Origin of the sequence: Rothia terrae (assembly GCF_012396615.1) — a bacterium.
In the GTDB taxonomy this organism is placed as follows: Bacteria; Actinomycetota; Actinomycetes; order Actinomycetales; family Micrococcaceae; genus Rothia; species Rothia terrae.
Genome location: NZ_JAAXPV010000014.1, coordinates 35,433 through 48,820, shown reverse-complemented (window position 1 = coordinate 48,820; position 13,388 = coordinate 35,433). Strand labels below are relative to the sequence as shown.

The following is a 13,388-nucleotide window of genomic DNA, read 5'->3' as shown; positions in this document are numbered from 1 at the left end:
AGACTGAAAACATGACTGACCTACCCGCGCGCAGCATCCGTACACCCCTTCGACCGGCAGATTCTTGCTCTCTGCTCAACGCAGAACCCCTTGCTGGCACGGCGTCCACCGAGAAACTTTGGGTTGCGCTCGAGCACCCCGGCGGCTGGGGCAAAGACGTGCTCGATGGCAGTGTTTTTGGTGATGAACTTTCCGCCGCCCTGTCAGAAAAGATGAAGGATGCAGGCGCACGGTTTCTGCTCATCCGCAAGCCCGGACGCGAGGGGCAAATCGCCACGGATACGCCGCGGAAAGTCTTCATCGCGCAGGCTGAACTGAACCTCCTCTACGAAATGACGGTTGAAAAACCAGAGGACCTCTTGGAGCTTTCATTGAATCAGCCCGATTTCATCCCCGGAATTATCGTCAAAAACAACCCCTTAGCTTTGGTTTGCGCACATTCTAAGCGTGATCGCTGCTGCGCCATTGTCGGACGCCCGATTGCCGGCGAGCTTGCCGCGGAGCATCCTGGCGATGCTTGGGAGTGTTCGCACACCGGCGGTCACCGCTTTGCGCCGGTCTCTATCATGCTCCCCTCGGGGTACACCTACGGCCGCCTAACGGCCGACAACGCGCGGGCCGCATTCGGCGCGATGCGTGAAGGTGAGGCTCCCGCCCTTGACGGGCTGCGCGGGCGCTCTATGTACGCGGCACCCGAGCAGGCTGCCGAGATTGCCGTTCGCGAGTTATTGGCAGAGGGCGGTGAGTTCCCACTGGTTTCACACCTCAATGTTTCACGTGAAACGCAAACCGCAACAGGTAGTTTTTCTGCAAACTTAGGCTCGCAGATCGATCAAAGTACACAGGATGCGACGCTCACCTATTCCCGCGTCACCCACCTCGACGGTCGTCGCTGGCTGGTGAGCACCCGCGTCCAGAAGTTGCCAGAGGTCTACGCATCGTGCGGCAAAGCACCCAAGGCAGGCAAGAGCGTGGAAGTCCTCGAAGTGCGTCCCATATAATCCCGCACCCGCAAGGCCCAGGCACAACGCCCCCGAACACCCGCGTCCACGCCCCGGCCCTAGCGCCCGCCGCATCCCGGCGTCCAAAGTGACCACGAAACCATCATAATCAGCGCATTTAAGGGAGTATTTTGACGTTTACGTGGTCACAGTGATGTTTTTGTGGTCACCTTAAACAAAAAACTCGACCACCCCGGGCGGGATGGTCGAGCATGAGAAATCCTAAAAGCTAAATGCTTTAGCGCAGAACAGTGATATTTGCTGCCTGCATGCCACGATCGCCCTTTTCAGCGTCGTAAGCTACGGAGTCGCCCTCTTCGAGTGAGCGGAAACCGCCTGAGTTAATCGCGGAGAAATGCGCGAACAAATCTTCTGAGCCGTCATCGGGCTGGATAAATCCGTAGCCTTTTTCGGAGTTAAACCATTTTACGGTGCCAGTAGCCATATGTATTTCTTCCTTTTGGAAAAGTGCGCTCAAACCTCAAACGCGAAAGGTGTGCCCTATCTTTTTCCAAGAAGATGAAACGCAAAACAAAAAACAAAAAGCTTCAAAGACTTACTACACCAACCAGTGGGCACACTCTCAGCCTACGCTATTTTTGAGGATTCTTTGCATTAAGAGGGATATGTCTCCTCCACCGTACCCGCGAGGGGTCACTTATCGTTCGAAAACCCGCTGATTTTGAACGATAAGTGACCCCTCTCGCGGAAGTTTTTAGCTCTCTGCCCAGGCAAAATCCGCCTACCAGGTGCGAGCCTGGTTGCGCGCCAGCAACCAGCTTCCGCCCTGTTGCACAAAATCAATGGTGAAAGCAAGATGCCAGTTGTTGCGGGAGCCATAGACGGTAGCATCGGTGATGATGCGACTGCTCAGCTGAGCTGAATTCCCCGATACGGTAAGGGTAGGTTCAGTCTGCTCACGTGCGCCGTGATAAATGAATTGCCCCTGCCCCATCTCTCGAAGCCACTCTTCACCGGGCTGTTCGTACCCGGTAATATGCACCAGCACAAAATCGTCGGTAATAAACTCAGCGATTTTTTCAGTGTCCCCGGTAACCATCGCATCAAGGTATCGCTGGTGACGAAGTCGAGTTCTAACAGTTGTTCTGCGGGGGTAGTTGCTAAAAGAGCGTCTTGTTCCACGCTCAAGGCTGGCATGCGATACCCGGACTGCGATGAAATAACGATGCCGTTACCACCTTCAGCGATAATGCCGCCAAAGATTTCTAGGACGACAGCGGTGCCGTAGAGATCAACACGCAAGATGGTGTTAACCGGCGCCTGAGAAGGGGAGACTCCCGCTGCCTAAATGACGTTTGTGACGGCTCCGAGTGAGCTGGCGAGGTCAACGAGTTCTTGAATGGATGCACCGCAAGGTCTACGGTGGTAGCTTGCGCAACGAAGCCAGCGTTGAGCAGGGTTTCTACCACGCGTTGCGCGTTATCGCGGTTGAGGTCTGCGACGATGACGGTGTGCCCTGTAGCTATGCGGCGGATAATTGCCTCGCCAATAGAACCTGCACCGATAAGAACTGAAACGTTTTTCATGGCAGCTCCTTGAAATATGCTTTTTTCTTATTCAACTCTTATTTTTACGGCAGAGGTGGATGTTACGAATATTTTTGTTGATGGGGTGACTCTGGAAAGACGCTCTAGTCGCGCAGATAAGCTGTGGAGACCCCCTCGCGGAAACAAGAATCTACCGCCCTCACCAGGCATAATAAAAGGGCACACATCTTTCACTTTTGAGGAATCTGAAGGAACCTTTCATGAAGCGCTCTTTTGCTTTCATTCTGGGCCTGAGCCTTGCCACCGGCTCGCTCGCACCCGGTTACGCCGCTGACGGTGACACTCGCATCGGCAATCTCACCGTTCTCGCCACCACGGATGTCCACAGCCACGCCGTTGACTACGACTACTTCACCGGCCAAACTTTCGGCGCGAAAGATTCGGCTAAGGCGCTGGGCATGGACCACCTTTCAACCGCTATCAAACAGTTGCGTACCGAACGCGGCGCCGAGTCAACCCTGCTTCTTGATAACGGCGACGCCAACCAGGGCACTCCCCTGGCGAGCTACTACCAGCAGCACCGCATCGCTGAGACCACCGACCCCATGGCGTCCGTCTTCAACATGCTAGGTTACGACGCGGGTGTGGTCGGCAACCACGAATTCAACTACGGACTCGAGGCATCGGCGCAGTACGTTGACGATCTCAATATGCCATTGCTCGGCGCAAACGTTATCGACGTCAAGAGCGGTCAACCCGCCTACAAGCCCTACGAAATGTTCACCAAAACCGTGAACGGTGAAGAGGTCAAGGTCGGCGTTATTGGCGTTGTCACCCCGGGCGTGAGTACCTGGGACAAGGCAACCGTCAGCGGCAACCTCGAGTTTAAGGACGCCGCAGCCACCGCCGCGCAGTGGGCACCGAAGGTGAAGGCTGAGGGCGCGGACGTCGTCATCGTACTGGCGCACACCGGCTTAGACGCCGACGGTTACGTTTACAACCAGGCGGATCTCACCGAAAACGTTGCAAAATCTGTTGCTGAGCAGTCCACCGACGTTGACGTTGTGGTGGGTGGGCACTCGCACCGTACCGACAAGGTACAGGAGTACTTCACCAATATGAACGGCGAGCGCGTGCTGTTTACGCAACCCGGTTACTGGGCGCGTTTTCTCTCTGATATTCAGATTCCGCTGGTGAAAGAGGCTGACGGCGATATTGAGGTGCTGTGGTCTGATGACGCACAACCCACCGCTACCGCTGTGAACGCCCCTGATTTTGCGCAGGATCCCGCGGTTCTTGCGGCAATTGAACCCTATCACTCACAGACTCAGCAGTGGGTGCAGACTGTGGTGGCACAGTCCACCGAACAGATGTCAGCGGCCACCAGCGCGTGGGAAGACACCGCGATTGTCGACTTTATTAACCGCGTCCAAACCGATGAACTTACCCGCGCGTTGAAGGGCACCCAGTACGAGGGCCTGCCGGTGCTGGCTGAAGCATCTCCGTTCTCACGCACCGCCGTGTTCAATCAGGGCGACGTGACTATTGCCGACATGGCTGGTCTCTACATCTATGACAACACCCTCTACGGTGTTGAGATGACCGGCGCGCAGATTAAGGACTACCTGGAGTACTCCGCCCGCTACTACAAGCAGCAGGAGCCCGGCGCTGAGATTGCGGACTGGTCAACCGTGACCAACGAGATTTATCCCGGCGACACCCGCGGTATTCCCGATTATTCCTACGATATTCTCTCGGGCGTCAACTATCACATCAACATTTCAAAGCCCGTTGGGCAGCGCATTGAAAACCTCACTCTTGCCGACGGTACCGAACTGGCAGACGATGCGCGCGTGGTTCTCGCCGTGAACAACTACCGCTGGTCGGGCGGCTCGGGTTACCCGCACGTGACGAACGCACCCATTGTTTATGAGGAGCAGAAGGCTGTTCGTGACCTCATGATTGACTGGGCGATCGAGCACAAGACCATTGATCCGGCTGACTTCTTTGAGCAGAGCTGGACTGTTGGCACCAGCGCGGCTGTACAGGAACCCGTTCCGAGCGAGCCGGCACCGAGCGAACCTATGCCCGCTCCTAGCGAGGTTGACCCCAGCCAGCCTGCACCCGCTCCGTCTGAGGTAGCACCCGGTGAGGATTCTTCGGTTGTAACGCCTGTTCCAGCATCGGCAGAAAGCGAAGACCCTTCGGTTTCTGTGGGTGACGCGGATTCCGCTGCAGGTCAGCCCCAGCCTGTCACTGTGAACCAGGATGACTCCGCCACTGTGGCACGTGAGGACGCGAGTTCCTCCGCTATCTCGCGTGGCGCGTTGGCGCATACCGGCGCGCACGTGGCTGGCGTCCTTATCGCGTCCGCCCTGTTGCTCCTGACCGGTGGCGCAGCATTGATGGTGAGCCGCCGCAAGAAGGCCTAGCTTTTTCTTCTACACCGCCGAGGGGTCACTTACCCTTCAAAAACCCGCTGTTTTTAAAGGGTGAGTGACCTCTTGCGTGTATTCTAGGCGGCGAACGGGTCGTTCTCTGAATCCCGCGAGACATTGAGCTCGATGCGTCGCGTGATGGCGTCCGCAACGTCCTGCCCTTGTTCATGGGCGATAAAAGCCGCCGTTATATCCATACCCGCGGCAACACCGGAGGACGTCCACCGATTTCTGTCGTGCACCCAGCGAGCGCGAGATTTCCATTCGACGTTTTCCCCAAATGACGATGCCCACGCGAAAGCCCGTTTGTTGCTGGTGGCAGCGTAACCTTCAAGAGCACCGGCAGCTGCTAACAAAGCGGAACCTGTACAGACAGAGAGAACGAGTTGGGCCCTGTCAGCAACACCTTTGAGCCAGGCCAAGAACTCCTGATTTTCCGCGAGAGAACGCGTACCTGCGCCGCCGGGGATGAGGATGATGTCGCAATCCTTGGCAAGGTCTGCGTAGCTTTTCTCGGCAATCACCTGCACGCCTTGAGAACTGGCAACAGCACCGCCTTTGGGGGATGCGAACTCTACGGTGTACGCGGCCACCAGGTTGAGGAGTTCAACTGGGCCGAAGACGTCCAGCAGTTCAAAGCCGTCAAAGAGAATCACTGAGATCCGGCGGGTGCCCGCAGGGCTGGTGGGAGTTGTCATTCTTCTAGTCTATGCCCGACGCCGAGCCTGTACTTTAACCCGGATTTTCGCCCAAAAACAGGGTTAAAGTGCAGTCTCGGCGAGATTTTTAACTTTTTTAAAAAAGTTTTTTGTTTTTGCGTCATGAAATCGGTGAAACCTGCTCTTTAAGGGTGACGGCGTAAAAACCGCCACCGTTGAAACTGAAGTTTTCTTTAGGGAAACGCTGGTAGATAGTTGTCGAGAGTCCTCTTCCTGGGAGCTCTGGGCTAGATAGACCAACGGGGTGTTCTCTTTCGTGCTGAAAAGGGAACATCAGAAATTTTAGTGAGACGGTGTGCTTGCACGGTGCTGGGGAGTTCCGGGCAAGTGATGCGGTGTGGCTGCGCGAAGTTGGGGAACTTCAGCTCAGCCTGGCGTCGTCCGAAACCCGTAGATCCTGGGGAGGGTTTGCTGGTTTCGTTCTCACAACACACTGTGTGAGCCTAAAACTTAATATGGGTGCCGATGCGCTTGGGGAAGTTCATCTGCACCGCACATGTGCCCGCGCCTTGGAGAAGGTGCGGGCACATTTTTGTCGCATCTGCCCCTTGCCACCTACCTTTCAGGACAGGCGATAAACAACCTCTGATGTGGGAAAATACTCTCTCAACATTGAAAAATGCCCGTGACCTGCCTGCCGCGTCTGCCTTAGTATGGTGAACTTCAGAAATGAGCTTTCCCCGTCATTTCTGATGACATCAGTTAATCTCCTTCTATAAGGAGCTCCCCATGACTACTCCCCTCACCGCTACGCCGGTGGATCGTCGTAAATTTTTTGCTGTTGCAACTGCAGCGGGCGCTGTTGATCAGCGACGCGGCAACCGCAATGATGAAGGCGGTTTTGTCGAGGCTCTCAAGCGATGGTTCAACTAAATCTTTACAGTCACCGCAGCAATCGGGAAGTTTTGACAGCCTCTTAGCGTTGTGCGTACTGAACACATGTGAAAGGTAGATGATGGCACGTAAAGATACCGTGGGCACCACCCCGCTCGAAGTTTTCATTTGGGGCGAAGGCGAGAATGAGCAGGACCCTCAAGACGAGTTGCGCACCGAGTTTTTGGAACAAGCGCAGGCATTGTTAGATGAGGGTGCCGATATTGCCGTGTATTCAACGGATTCTTACCCGAGTGCTTTTGAGCAGTGCGTACCGGTTGCCGAGATGATTGAGGTGTCAGGACGCGACTGCCTGCCCCTGATGCTGGTGGATGGTGTGGTGAAGGTTTCGTTCATGTACCCCACCGCTGAGCAGATGCGTCGCTTCTCTCACGCTAACGAAGTTAAGCCGAAGAAGGTTTCTGCCGCGGCGGCTGCGTGCGGTACCGGTGGTGCGGACGAGGTCAGCACCGCACCTGCCCTAGAACCGGCTGGTTTCGCGGCAACCCTGGCAGGTGTTACCGAAAAACCCGCTGGCGGCCCAGAAATTGGCAACCGCATCAATCTGATGGGCGGCGATTTTGGCGACGGCATTCCGACCGAAGGGTCGGTCGCTATCAAGTCAGCAACTTCAATTACTCAGGCAATGATGCAGCCGGTGTCCTCAAACGGCGGAGGTTGCGGATGCGGCAACTGCGGCTGTTCCTAACCCGCTGCAGACCGGTATTTCGTGCAAATGGGCGGCAGATACATTAACAAAACATTAAAAAGGTATCTGCCATTCATCACTTTTGCGTTGAGGCCAGGGAGACTTAACAGTAAACTATAAAAATTCTTAGTGGAAGGTTAGGTAACATCCGTGGTCAATGTGCCCCCACCACCGGGAGAGTCCGATACCTCTGCCCAACCAGGGTATTGGTACGAATCTCTCTCCGACCATCATGTTGAGGTTCTCAATCTCTTGCGAGATTATCGAGAGGCCGAACGCAAGATGAGATCTCATACTCGAGACGATATGCGAATGAATGAGACAGAATTGCTGGCTCTGCGTTATCTTCTCAAACAAACAAATCTGAATACGCCGGTTCTACAGCGTGATATCGCTCGGGAATTAGGGATTACGGGAGCTTCTGCTAGTGCTCTTGCCCAGCGATTAGAGCGAGACGGTTATATCGAGAGAAATCCTCACCCTAAAGATGGTCGAGCAACGGTCTTGGTTCCAACGGTGAAGACTAATGAGGAAGTCCGAAGCACGTTGAACGAGATGCACCAGCAGATGTTCGATGTGGTAAGACAGCTTGATGACCGTGAGGTCTTAGCGGTCAAGAAATTTTTGATTGCGATGATCGAAACGGTGAAAAACCACTAGTCAAGTTCACATAGTTCGAAAAATGAATACTTGCCTTGAAAAATAAATTTTTTCTCTTTTTTATTCTCAAATTGTTAGTTAGGATAACTATCAGTATGAAATGAGGGGAAAGAATGCAGGGCAACCAAAACCATCAGGCAATGAGCGTCAGAGCAGACAGCTCAGAAACGCTCCGCCCTTCAGTACACCCCAAACTAGCTGGAGCGTTGGGAATCGTGCTCATTGTTGCCGCCCTACTGGCAACAGCCGGCAGTTTCAGAGGCGAAGACATCGCGGGTCTTCCTCTCTTTGCAAGCGCCGTGGCACTGACCTTTGGCATTCAATGGATCGCTTACATCCCCGCCTACCTCGCACAAACCGAGAAGTTCTACGACCTTCTCGGCGGCATGGGATTTATCATCGGCACCCTTTTCATCTTCTTCGCAACCGAGCACAAGGACGCGCGCACCTGGGTACTCGCATCCTTAATAACCCTGTGGGCACTACGCCTAGCGGGCTTTCTCTTTTGGCGCGTTCACCGCTTTGGCGGCGATGACCGATTTGACGACATCAAGCCCAACAAGCTGCGCTTTTTGCTCACGTGAACCTTGCAGGCCCTATGGATTTCAGCAACTTCTTCGGCGGCTTGGATTGCCATGTCATCGACGCATCGCCATGAATTTGGTGTTCTCAGTTGGGTAGGGCTAGTTCTTAGGGCACTCGGTATGACCTGTGAAGTCACCGCAGATATCCAAAAGGCTATCTTTAAATCCAACCCCGCCAACCGCGGAAAGTTCATCTCAACGGGGTTGTGGGCGCACTCGCGTCACCCCAACTATTTTGGTGAAATAGCCCTCTGACTAGGTATTTTCTTAATATCAGCGCCGGCGCTTACCGGATGGCAGTGGGCAGGAATCATCTCGCCACTCATGGTGATTCTCCTCCTCACACGCGTCAGCGGCATACCTCTGCTCGAGAAAAAAGCCAACCAAAAATGGGGCAACCCCCCCCCCGACTACCGCGATTACAAAAACAACACACCCGTACTCATCCCCCGACTGCGCGCAAGGTAAAACTGTGCAAGAAATTTCAAGCCCCCTGCTGGTAGACCCCAGCACCACGCACCAGAACACAACAGACATCCTCGAACACAGGCTCCAGCAATCCCCCCCCCCCGCCACATCGCCTTTGAGACCCCTGTGCGCGACGCATCCGGCACCATCACCCGCTGGAAACCCATCACCACCGAAGCCTTTGCCCACGACGTCAAAGCCCTCGCCAAAGGACTCATCGGCAAAAACGTACAACCCGGCGACCGCGTGGCAATCTTTGCCCCCACCCGCTACGAATGGGCAGTAGCAGACCTTGCCATCATGTACGCTGGCGGCGTCGTCGTACCCGTCTACGAAACAAGCTCACCCGCACAAATCACCCCAATCTTGCGGGAGGCCAAAGTGCGCGTAGTCTTCACCGAAACCAATCAACAGCGCCAACACTTTGAAAAAGCCTACGCCCAGCACAACATCAGCAACAAGGTATTCTGCCTCGAAGACGAATGGTGCATCAACACACTGGTGGACGCCGGCGCCCACATCAGCGACGAAACCCTTGAAGAACGACGAACCCGCGCCACCCTCGACGACGTAGCAACAATTGTCTACACCTCCGGCACCACATCGGACCCCAAAGGCGCCAAAATTACCCATCGCAACCTTATAGGACAGGTACTCAACATAGCAGCCGCCTACAGCGAAGTAGTGCACGAACAGGGCTCCACCGTCATCTTCCTACCCCTCGCTCACGTGCTCGCACGCGGCCTGCAATTCGCCTGCCTCGCCGGCGGCATGCGCGTCTCACACCTCTCAGACCCCAAAGAACTCATCGGCCAGCTACCCACCATCCAGCCAAGCTTCCTGGTGCTGGTACCCCGCGTCCTCGAAAAAATTCAAGAAAACATCGCGGCACAAGCCGAAAATAAGAGGCTCGCATCCGCATGGCAAAAAGCGCGTGCCGTCGCCATCCAACGAGGCACATATCTCGAAGACAAAGTTGCACCCGCGCACATTCCCACGCGTCACCGGGCACAACACGCCTTCTTCGACAAGCTGTTCTACTCGCGCGTGCGCAAGCTGCTCGGCGGCAACATGGAATAGACGCTAGCCGGCGGCGCACCACTCAACCGCGACCTCTCACTACTCTTTAGAGGCATGGGCATACCCGTCATTGAAGGTTACGGACTCACCGAAACCACAGCCCCCATCGCGGGCAACCTGCCGCACAGCATCCGCTCAGGAACCGTAGGCGCCCCACTGCCCGGGGCAACCATCCGCGTGGCCGACTCCGGCGAAATCCTAGTACAAGGAATCGGCGTCTTCAGTGGCTACACCAGCGCACCCGCCACCGCAGATGCCTTCGACGGCGACTTCTTCAAAACCGGCGACACCGGATCTATCAACGACGGCTTTCTAACACTCAACGGCAGAGTCAAAGACGACATCCTCACCTCTGGCGGCAAGTCAATCTCGCCCTACACCTGGGAAAACGAAGTCACCCGCAACCCACTAGTAGCACACGCCGTAGTGGTCGGCGAAGGACGCAACTACCTCACCGCGCTCATCGTGCCTAATGAGGAGGAACTCGCATCCTCAACACTCAGTAACAACGAGGTCTACGCAAGCATCGAAAAAAGTGTGCGCGACGCCAACGCCCTCGTGGCACGCAATGAACAGGTCAAAAAATTCGCGGTGGCGCGCTGATCTGTCCGACCCCACGCTGGTAACCCCCACGCAAAAACTCAAGCGCGCGATTTTTACGCAGCGTTGGGCGCGGGAAATAGAGCAACTTTACGTGTAAGAGGTTCTTCCTCTTGCGCCGAGATCCTGATTCATCGATGAATCAGGATCTCGGCGGTCATGGTACGGGAAAACTACGCAGCCTTAACCGGCACCCACACCTGCATCTGATAGTCGTCGGAGGTCGGATCGCCCGGCGCGTACGCCTCAAACACAGGGCCGTTGGGAACAAAACCAGAAGTCGGCAGGTACTGCCCCATCAGCTGGTCAACACCGGCCATGATGCTCATCGGAATCGCACCCTGAACATTAGTCACCGCAAACTCACCGGCAGGAATAACAATCGCGTTCAGCCCGAGTTGCGCGGCGACGTCCTTGTTCTCCACCAGAATGCCCGCCATGTAATCGAACTGGTTATTCTGGTTCATGCCCAAAATTAGACCAAACATGTGCACATTCTCTAGCGGGACGCCGCGCTGCGCCGCGTGCTTGGTCAGCTTGTCCCACAGTGCGCCCATACCAGCGTTCGGGCCCTGCGTAACGAGCTCGCGAAAGCCAGCCAGCACAAACTCATCCTTGTGTTCAACGTGTGCGCCAATCATAGGCGTCCTTTCGGTAGAAAACTTTTTACTGGCTTTAAGTCTAGTGGACGCGGACGCGCCCCTCCCCCTTGCGCCGAGATCCTGATTCATCGACGAGATCCTGTTTTAAATCAGGATCTCGTCGATGAATCAGGATCTCGGCGGGTAAAAACTATGCGGACGCGGCCTTCAGGTATTCCAGCGCGATGGGTGCGCCGGTGATTGAACCGAAGTCACCGTCCTCAACGACGAGCGCCATCGCAATATCCTGGTGCACAGCGATTACCCATGAGTGGGTCTTCGGCGGATTGTCGTTACCGTATTCTGCAGTGCCGGTTTTGCCGTAGGCGACATCCGGGGTCAGCTCCTGCAGTGGCTTCAAACCGCCGTCCTCAACGACGCCGCGCATGAGCTTTTGCAGTTGCTTAGCCTCATCGGCGGTGACGGAATCACCGGCGGGCTTTGCCTCCTCAAGGCCCGCATCCTTGACCAGCACCGGCTTAACGATCTCGCCCTTTGCCGCGGATGCAGCCACCACCGCCATTGCCAGCGGAGATACTAAAACATCGCCCTGCCCAATCAGGGACGCGGCGTGCGTAACCTCAGAATCGGTGGCAGGTACAGTACCCATGAAAGCATCGATGCCCAGGTCAACGCTCATTTCAACACCGAGGGACTTGGCAGCATTTTGCAGATCCTCCTGCGAAACAGTGTCACGCTCATTGATGAAGGCGGTGTTGCAGGACTGCGCCACGGCAACAGATAGGGGCTGCTCGCCGAGGGCGTCCGCCGGGTAGGTGGATGCGTTTTTGAAGGTCTGCCCATCCACCGTCACGGATTCGCTGCAGTTCACGGTTGATTCGGGGGTGAAGTTTTTGCGGAGCAACGCCAGCGAGGTGGGCACCTTGAAGGTGGAACCGGGGGCGTACTGCGCAAGAAGCGCGGTGGAGAACCCCTCGGATGCTTCACCGTTAGCGGCGGTGATGATTTCGCCGGTCGAAACGCGCAGGGCAACGATGGCGCTGGGTGAGGTCTGACCGGCAAGAAGGTCAACCGCTTTTTGCTGAAGGTCAGCGTCCAGGGTGATTGTCATGGGCTTACCGTCGACAGCCTTAACCTCCTGCGGGGTTGAAAGTTTATACCCGGGACTGCCATCGGTTTCAAGGTTCACAATGTTCACCGCGTAACCGTACGTGCCACCCAGCTGATCTTGAAAGCGCCCCTGCAGGCCGCCGCGTCCTACCTGCTGACCGGCAGAAATTGTGCCGTCGGAGTTTTTGACGTCTTCTTCGCTGGCATCGCCCACGCTACCGAGAATGTCGGGAGCGAAACCTGCGGACGGGGCAAGCGGCAGGGAATCTTCAGCGGTATGCACACCGTCAATAGCATCAAGTTTCGCCCGATCAAGTTCTTTAAAGGCTTCTTCGCGCAGCACGATTGCCTCAACGAACTGCTGGTCGCCTGCATTTTTCACGGTATTTTCGTAGGCGTCAGCATCGACGTCTACAAGTTCTGCGAGCGCTCGAGCCGATTTACTCTGTTGCTCTTCATCGCTCAGCTGAGTCTTGTCGAGACCCACGCGTACTACGGGGCGCAGGGCGACGATTTTCGAGTCGTGAGCACCGAGAATTTCGCCGCGCGTCGGCGCATCGGTGACGAGCTGAAGACCGCTGGTATGCGTGAGGTCGCTGTGCACGAGGGTTTGCTCCCAGACAGTTTGCCAGGCGTCCTCGATCTTGTTCAGCGTGGCTGTGGTGTCGTACTCCCACTTTTGTTGCGAGCTGTCGACCGTCCACGCCCAGTGCAGGGGTACGGTGCGCGCGTCCTTGTTATCGCCCTTGGTAACATCACCGGCTGTCACTTCTACGGACGCGCCCGCCATATTCCGCACGATGTTCTGCAAAGATGCTTGCGCGTCGGAAGCCAGGGTATCGACGAATCTCTGTCCGTTCACGTCCAGGTTGGTGAGGGCGGATGCGAGGCCCTGCGCCGCGTCCTTGGCACCGGAGTTGGAGCCGCAGGCTGACAGCGGCAAAAGAGCGGAGATGCCGGCACCCAGCATAAGGGTGCGGCGGGTAAAGACAGGGTTCATGGGGGCTACTTTCGCGATTCAGAACTGTGGAGCAGG

At 55.9% G+C, this 13,388-nt stretch carries 13 protein-coding genes and 1 pseudogene; 8 read left to right on the top strand and 6 right to left on the bottom strand.

Features of this window, described 5'->3' with window-relative positions:
* The first annotated feature begins 11 nt into the window (after positions 1-11).
* Positions 12-1,001 (top strand): ferredoxin family protein, encoded by a 990-nt coding sequence (locus tag HF984_RS08475; protein ID WP_168615243.1) that lies wholly within the window; start codon positions 12-14, stop codon positions 999-1,001.
* Positions 1,002-1,239: 238 nt separating this feature from the next.
* On the opposite strand, the gene HF984_RS08470 is transcribed toward HF984_RS08475, so the two are convergent.
* The 3 genes from HF984_RS08470 to HF984_RS08460 form a co-directional block, all read right to left on the bottom strand.
* Positions 1,240-1,446, bottom strand: coding sequence for a cold-shock protein (locus tag HF984_RS08470; protein WP_168615242.1), 207 nt, complete (start codon positions 1,444-1,446; stop codon positions 1,240-1,242).
* A 297-nt stretch (positions 1,447-1,743) separates the two neighbouring features.
* Positions 1,744-2,178, bottom strand: a complete 435-nt coding sequence (locus HF984_RS08465; protein ID WP_343947399.1) for a nuclear transport factor 2 family protein — start codon at positions 2,176-2,178, stop codon at positions 1,744-1,746.
* Between the two features lie 49 nt (positions 2,179-2,227).
* Positions 2,228-2,548, bottom strand: a complete 321-nt coding sequence (locus HF984_RS08460; RefSeq protein WP_210729665.1) for a saccharopine dehydrogenase NADP-binding domain-containing protein — start codon at positions 2,546-2,548, stop codon at positions 2,228-2,230.
* 221 nt (positions 2,549-2,769) lie between these two features.
* Between HF984_RS08460 and HF984_RS08455 the strand changes: the two genes are divergently transcribed.
* Complete coding sequence (locus HF984_RS08455; RefSeq protein WP_168615240.1) at positions 2,770-4,941, top strand: 5'-nucleotidase C-terminal domain-containing protein; 2,172 nt, start codon at positions 2,770-2,772, stop codon at positions 4,939-4,941.
* A gap of 83 nt (positions 4,942-5,024) precedes the next feature.
* Here the strand turns inward: HF984_RS08455 and HF984_RS08450 are convergent, their stop codons facing one another.
* Positions 5,025-5,645, bottom strand: a complete 621-nt coding sequence (locus HF984_RS08450; protein WP_168615239.1) for a DJ-1/PfpI family protein — start codon at positions 5,643-5,645, stop codon at positions 5,025-5,027.
* 750 nt (positions 5,646-6,395) lie between these two features.
* Here HF984_RS08450 and HF984_RS08445 point away from each other — a divergent pair.
* From HF984_RS08445 to HF984_RS11570, 6 genes and pseudogenes are all read left to right on the top strand, one after another.
* Positions 6,396-6,539: a hypothetical protein gene (locus HF984_RS08445; protein WP_168615238.1), complete on the top strand. Its 144-nt coding sequence runs from the start codon at positions 6,396-6,398 to the stop codon at positions 6,537-6,539.
* A gap of 82 nt (positions 6,540-6,621) precedes the next feature.
* Entirely contained in the window at positions 6,622-7,248 is a 627-nt protein-coding gene (locus HF984_RS08440) for an arsenic metallochaperone ArsD family protein (protein ID WP_247596560.1), read from the top strand.
* A gap of 312 nt (positions 7,249-7,560) precedes the next feature.
* Entirely contained in the window at positions 7,561-7,908 is a 348-nt protein-coding gene (locus tag HF984_RS08435; RefSeq protein ID WP_228008121.1) for a MarR family winged helix-turn-helix transcriptional regulator, read from the top strand.
* 113 nt (positions 7,909-8,021) lie between these two features.
* Positions 8,022-8,960 (top strand): annotated as a pseudogene (locus HF984_RS08430) (DUF1295 domain-containing protein).
* Between the two features lie 126 nt (positions 8,961-9,086).
* Positions 9,087-10,040 (top strand): AMP-binding protein, encoded by a 954-nt coding sequence (locus HF984_RS11575; RefSeq protein WP_343947397.1) that lies wholly within the window; start codon positions 9,087-9,089, stop codon positions 10,038-10,040.
* A gap of 54 nt (positions 10,041-10,094) precedes the next feature.
* Positions 10,095-10,643 (top strand): AMP-binding protein, encoded by a 549-nt coding sequence (locus HF984_RS11570; protein ID WP_247596559.1) that lies wholly within the window; start codon positions 10,095-10,097, stop codon positions 10,641-10,643.
* Positions 10,644-10,813: 170 nt separating this feature from the next.
* On the opposite strand, the gene HF984_RS08420 is transcribed toward HF984_RS11570, so the two are convergent.
* Both HF984_RS08420 and HF984_RS08415 read right to left on the bottom strand, forming a co-directional pair.
* A complete protein-coding gene (locus HF984_RS08420) occupies positions 10,814-11,281 on the bottom strand; it encodes a GyrI-like domain-containing protein (RefSeq protein WP_168615236.1) in 468 nt (155 codons plus the stop codon).
* A gap of 151 nt (positions 11,282-11,432) precedes the next feature.
* Positions 11,433-13,352: a penicillin-binding transpeptidase domain-containing protein gene (locus tag HF984_RS08415; protein ID WP_168615235.1), complete on the bottom strand. Its 1,920-nt coding sequence runs from the start codon at positions 13,350-13,352 to the stop codon at positions 11,433-11,435.
* Between the last annotated feature and the right edge of the window lie 36 nt (positions 13,353-13,388).

Bases quoted from the DNA above. Each gene is read 5' to 3' on its own strand.
- HF984_RS08440 (WP_247596560.1), top strand. From the start codon at position 6,622: ATGGCACGTAAAGATACCGTGGGCACCACCCCGCTCGAAGTTTTCATT.
- HF984_RS08450 (WP_168615239.1), bottom strand. From the start codon at position 5,645: ATGACAACTCCCACCAGCCCTGCGGGCACCCGCCGGATCTCAGTGATT.
- HF984_RS08435 (WP_228008121.1), top strand. From the start codon at position 7,561: ATGAATGAGACAGAATTGCTGGCTCTGCGTTATCTTCTCAAACAAACA.
- HF984_RS08420 (WP_168615236.1), bottom strand. From the start codon at position 11,281: ATGATTGGCGCACACGTTGAACACAAGGATGAGTTTGTGCTGGCTGGC.
- HF984_RS08445 (WP_168615238.1), top strand. From the start codon at position 6,396: ATGACTACTCCCCTCACCGCTACGCCGGTGGATCGTCGTAAATTTTTT.
- HF984_RS08460 (WP_210729665.1), bottom strand. From the start codon at position 2,548: ATGAAAAACGTTTCAGTTCTTATCGGTGCAGGTTCTATTGGCGAGGCA.
- HF984_RS08470 (WP_168615242.1), bottom strand. From the start codon at position 1,446: ATGGCTACTGGCACCGTAAAATGGTTTAACTCCGAAAAAGGCTACGGA.
- HF984_RS08415 (WP_168615235.1), bottom strand. From the start codon at position 13,352: ATGAACCCTGTCTTTACCCGCCGCACCCTTATGCTGGGTGCCGGCATC.
- HF984_RS08475 (WP_168615243.1), top strand. From the start codon at position 12: ATGACTGACCTACCCGCGCGCAGCATCCGTACACCCCTTCGACCGGCA.
- HF984_RS11570 (WP_247596559.1), top strand. From the start codon at position 10,095: ATGGGCATACCCGTCATTGAAGGTTACGGACTCACCGAAACCACAGCC.
- HF984_RS08455 (WP_168615240.1), top strand. From the start codon at position 2,770: ATGAAGCGCTCTTTTGCTTTCATTCTGGGCCTGAGCCTTGCCACCGGC.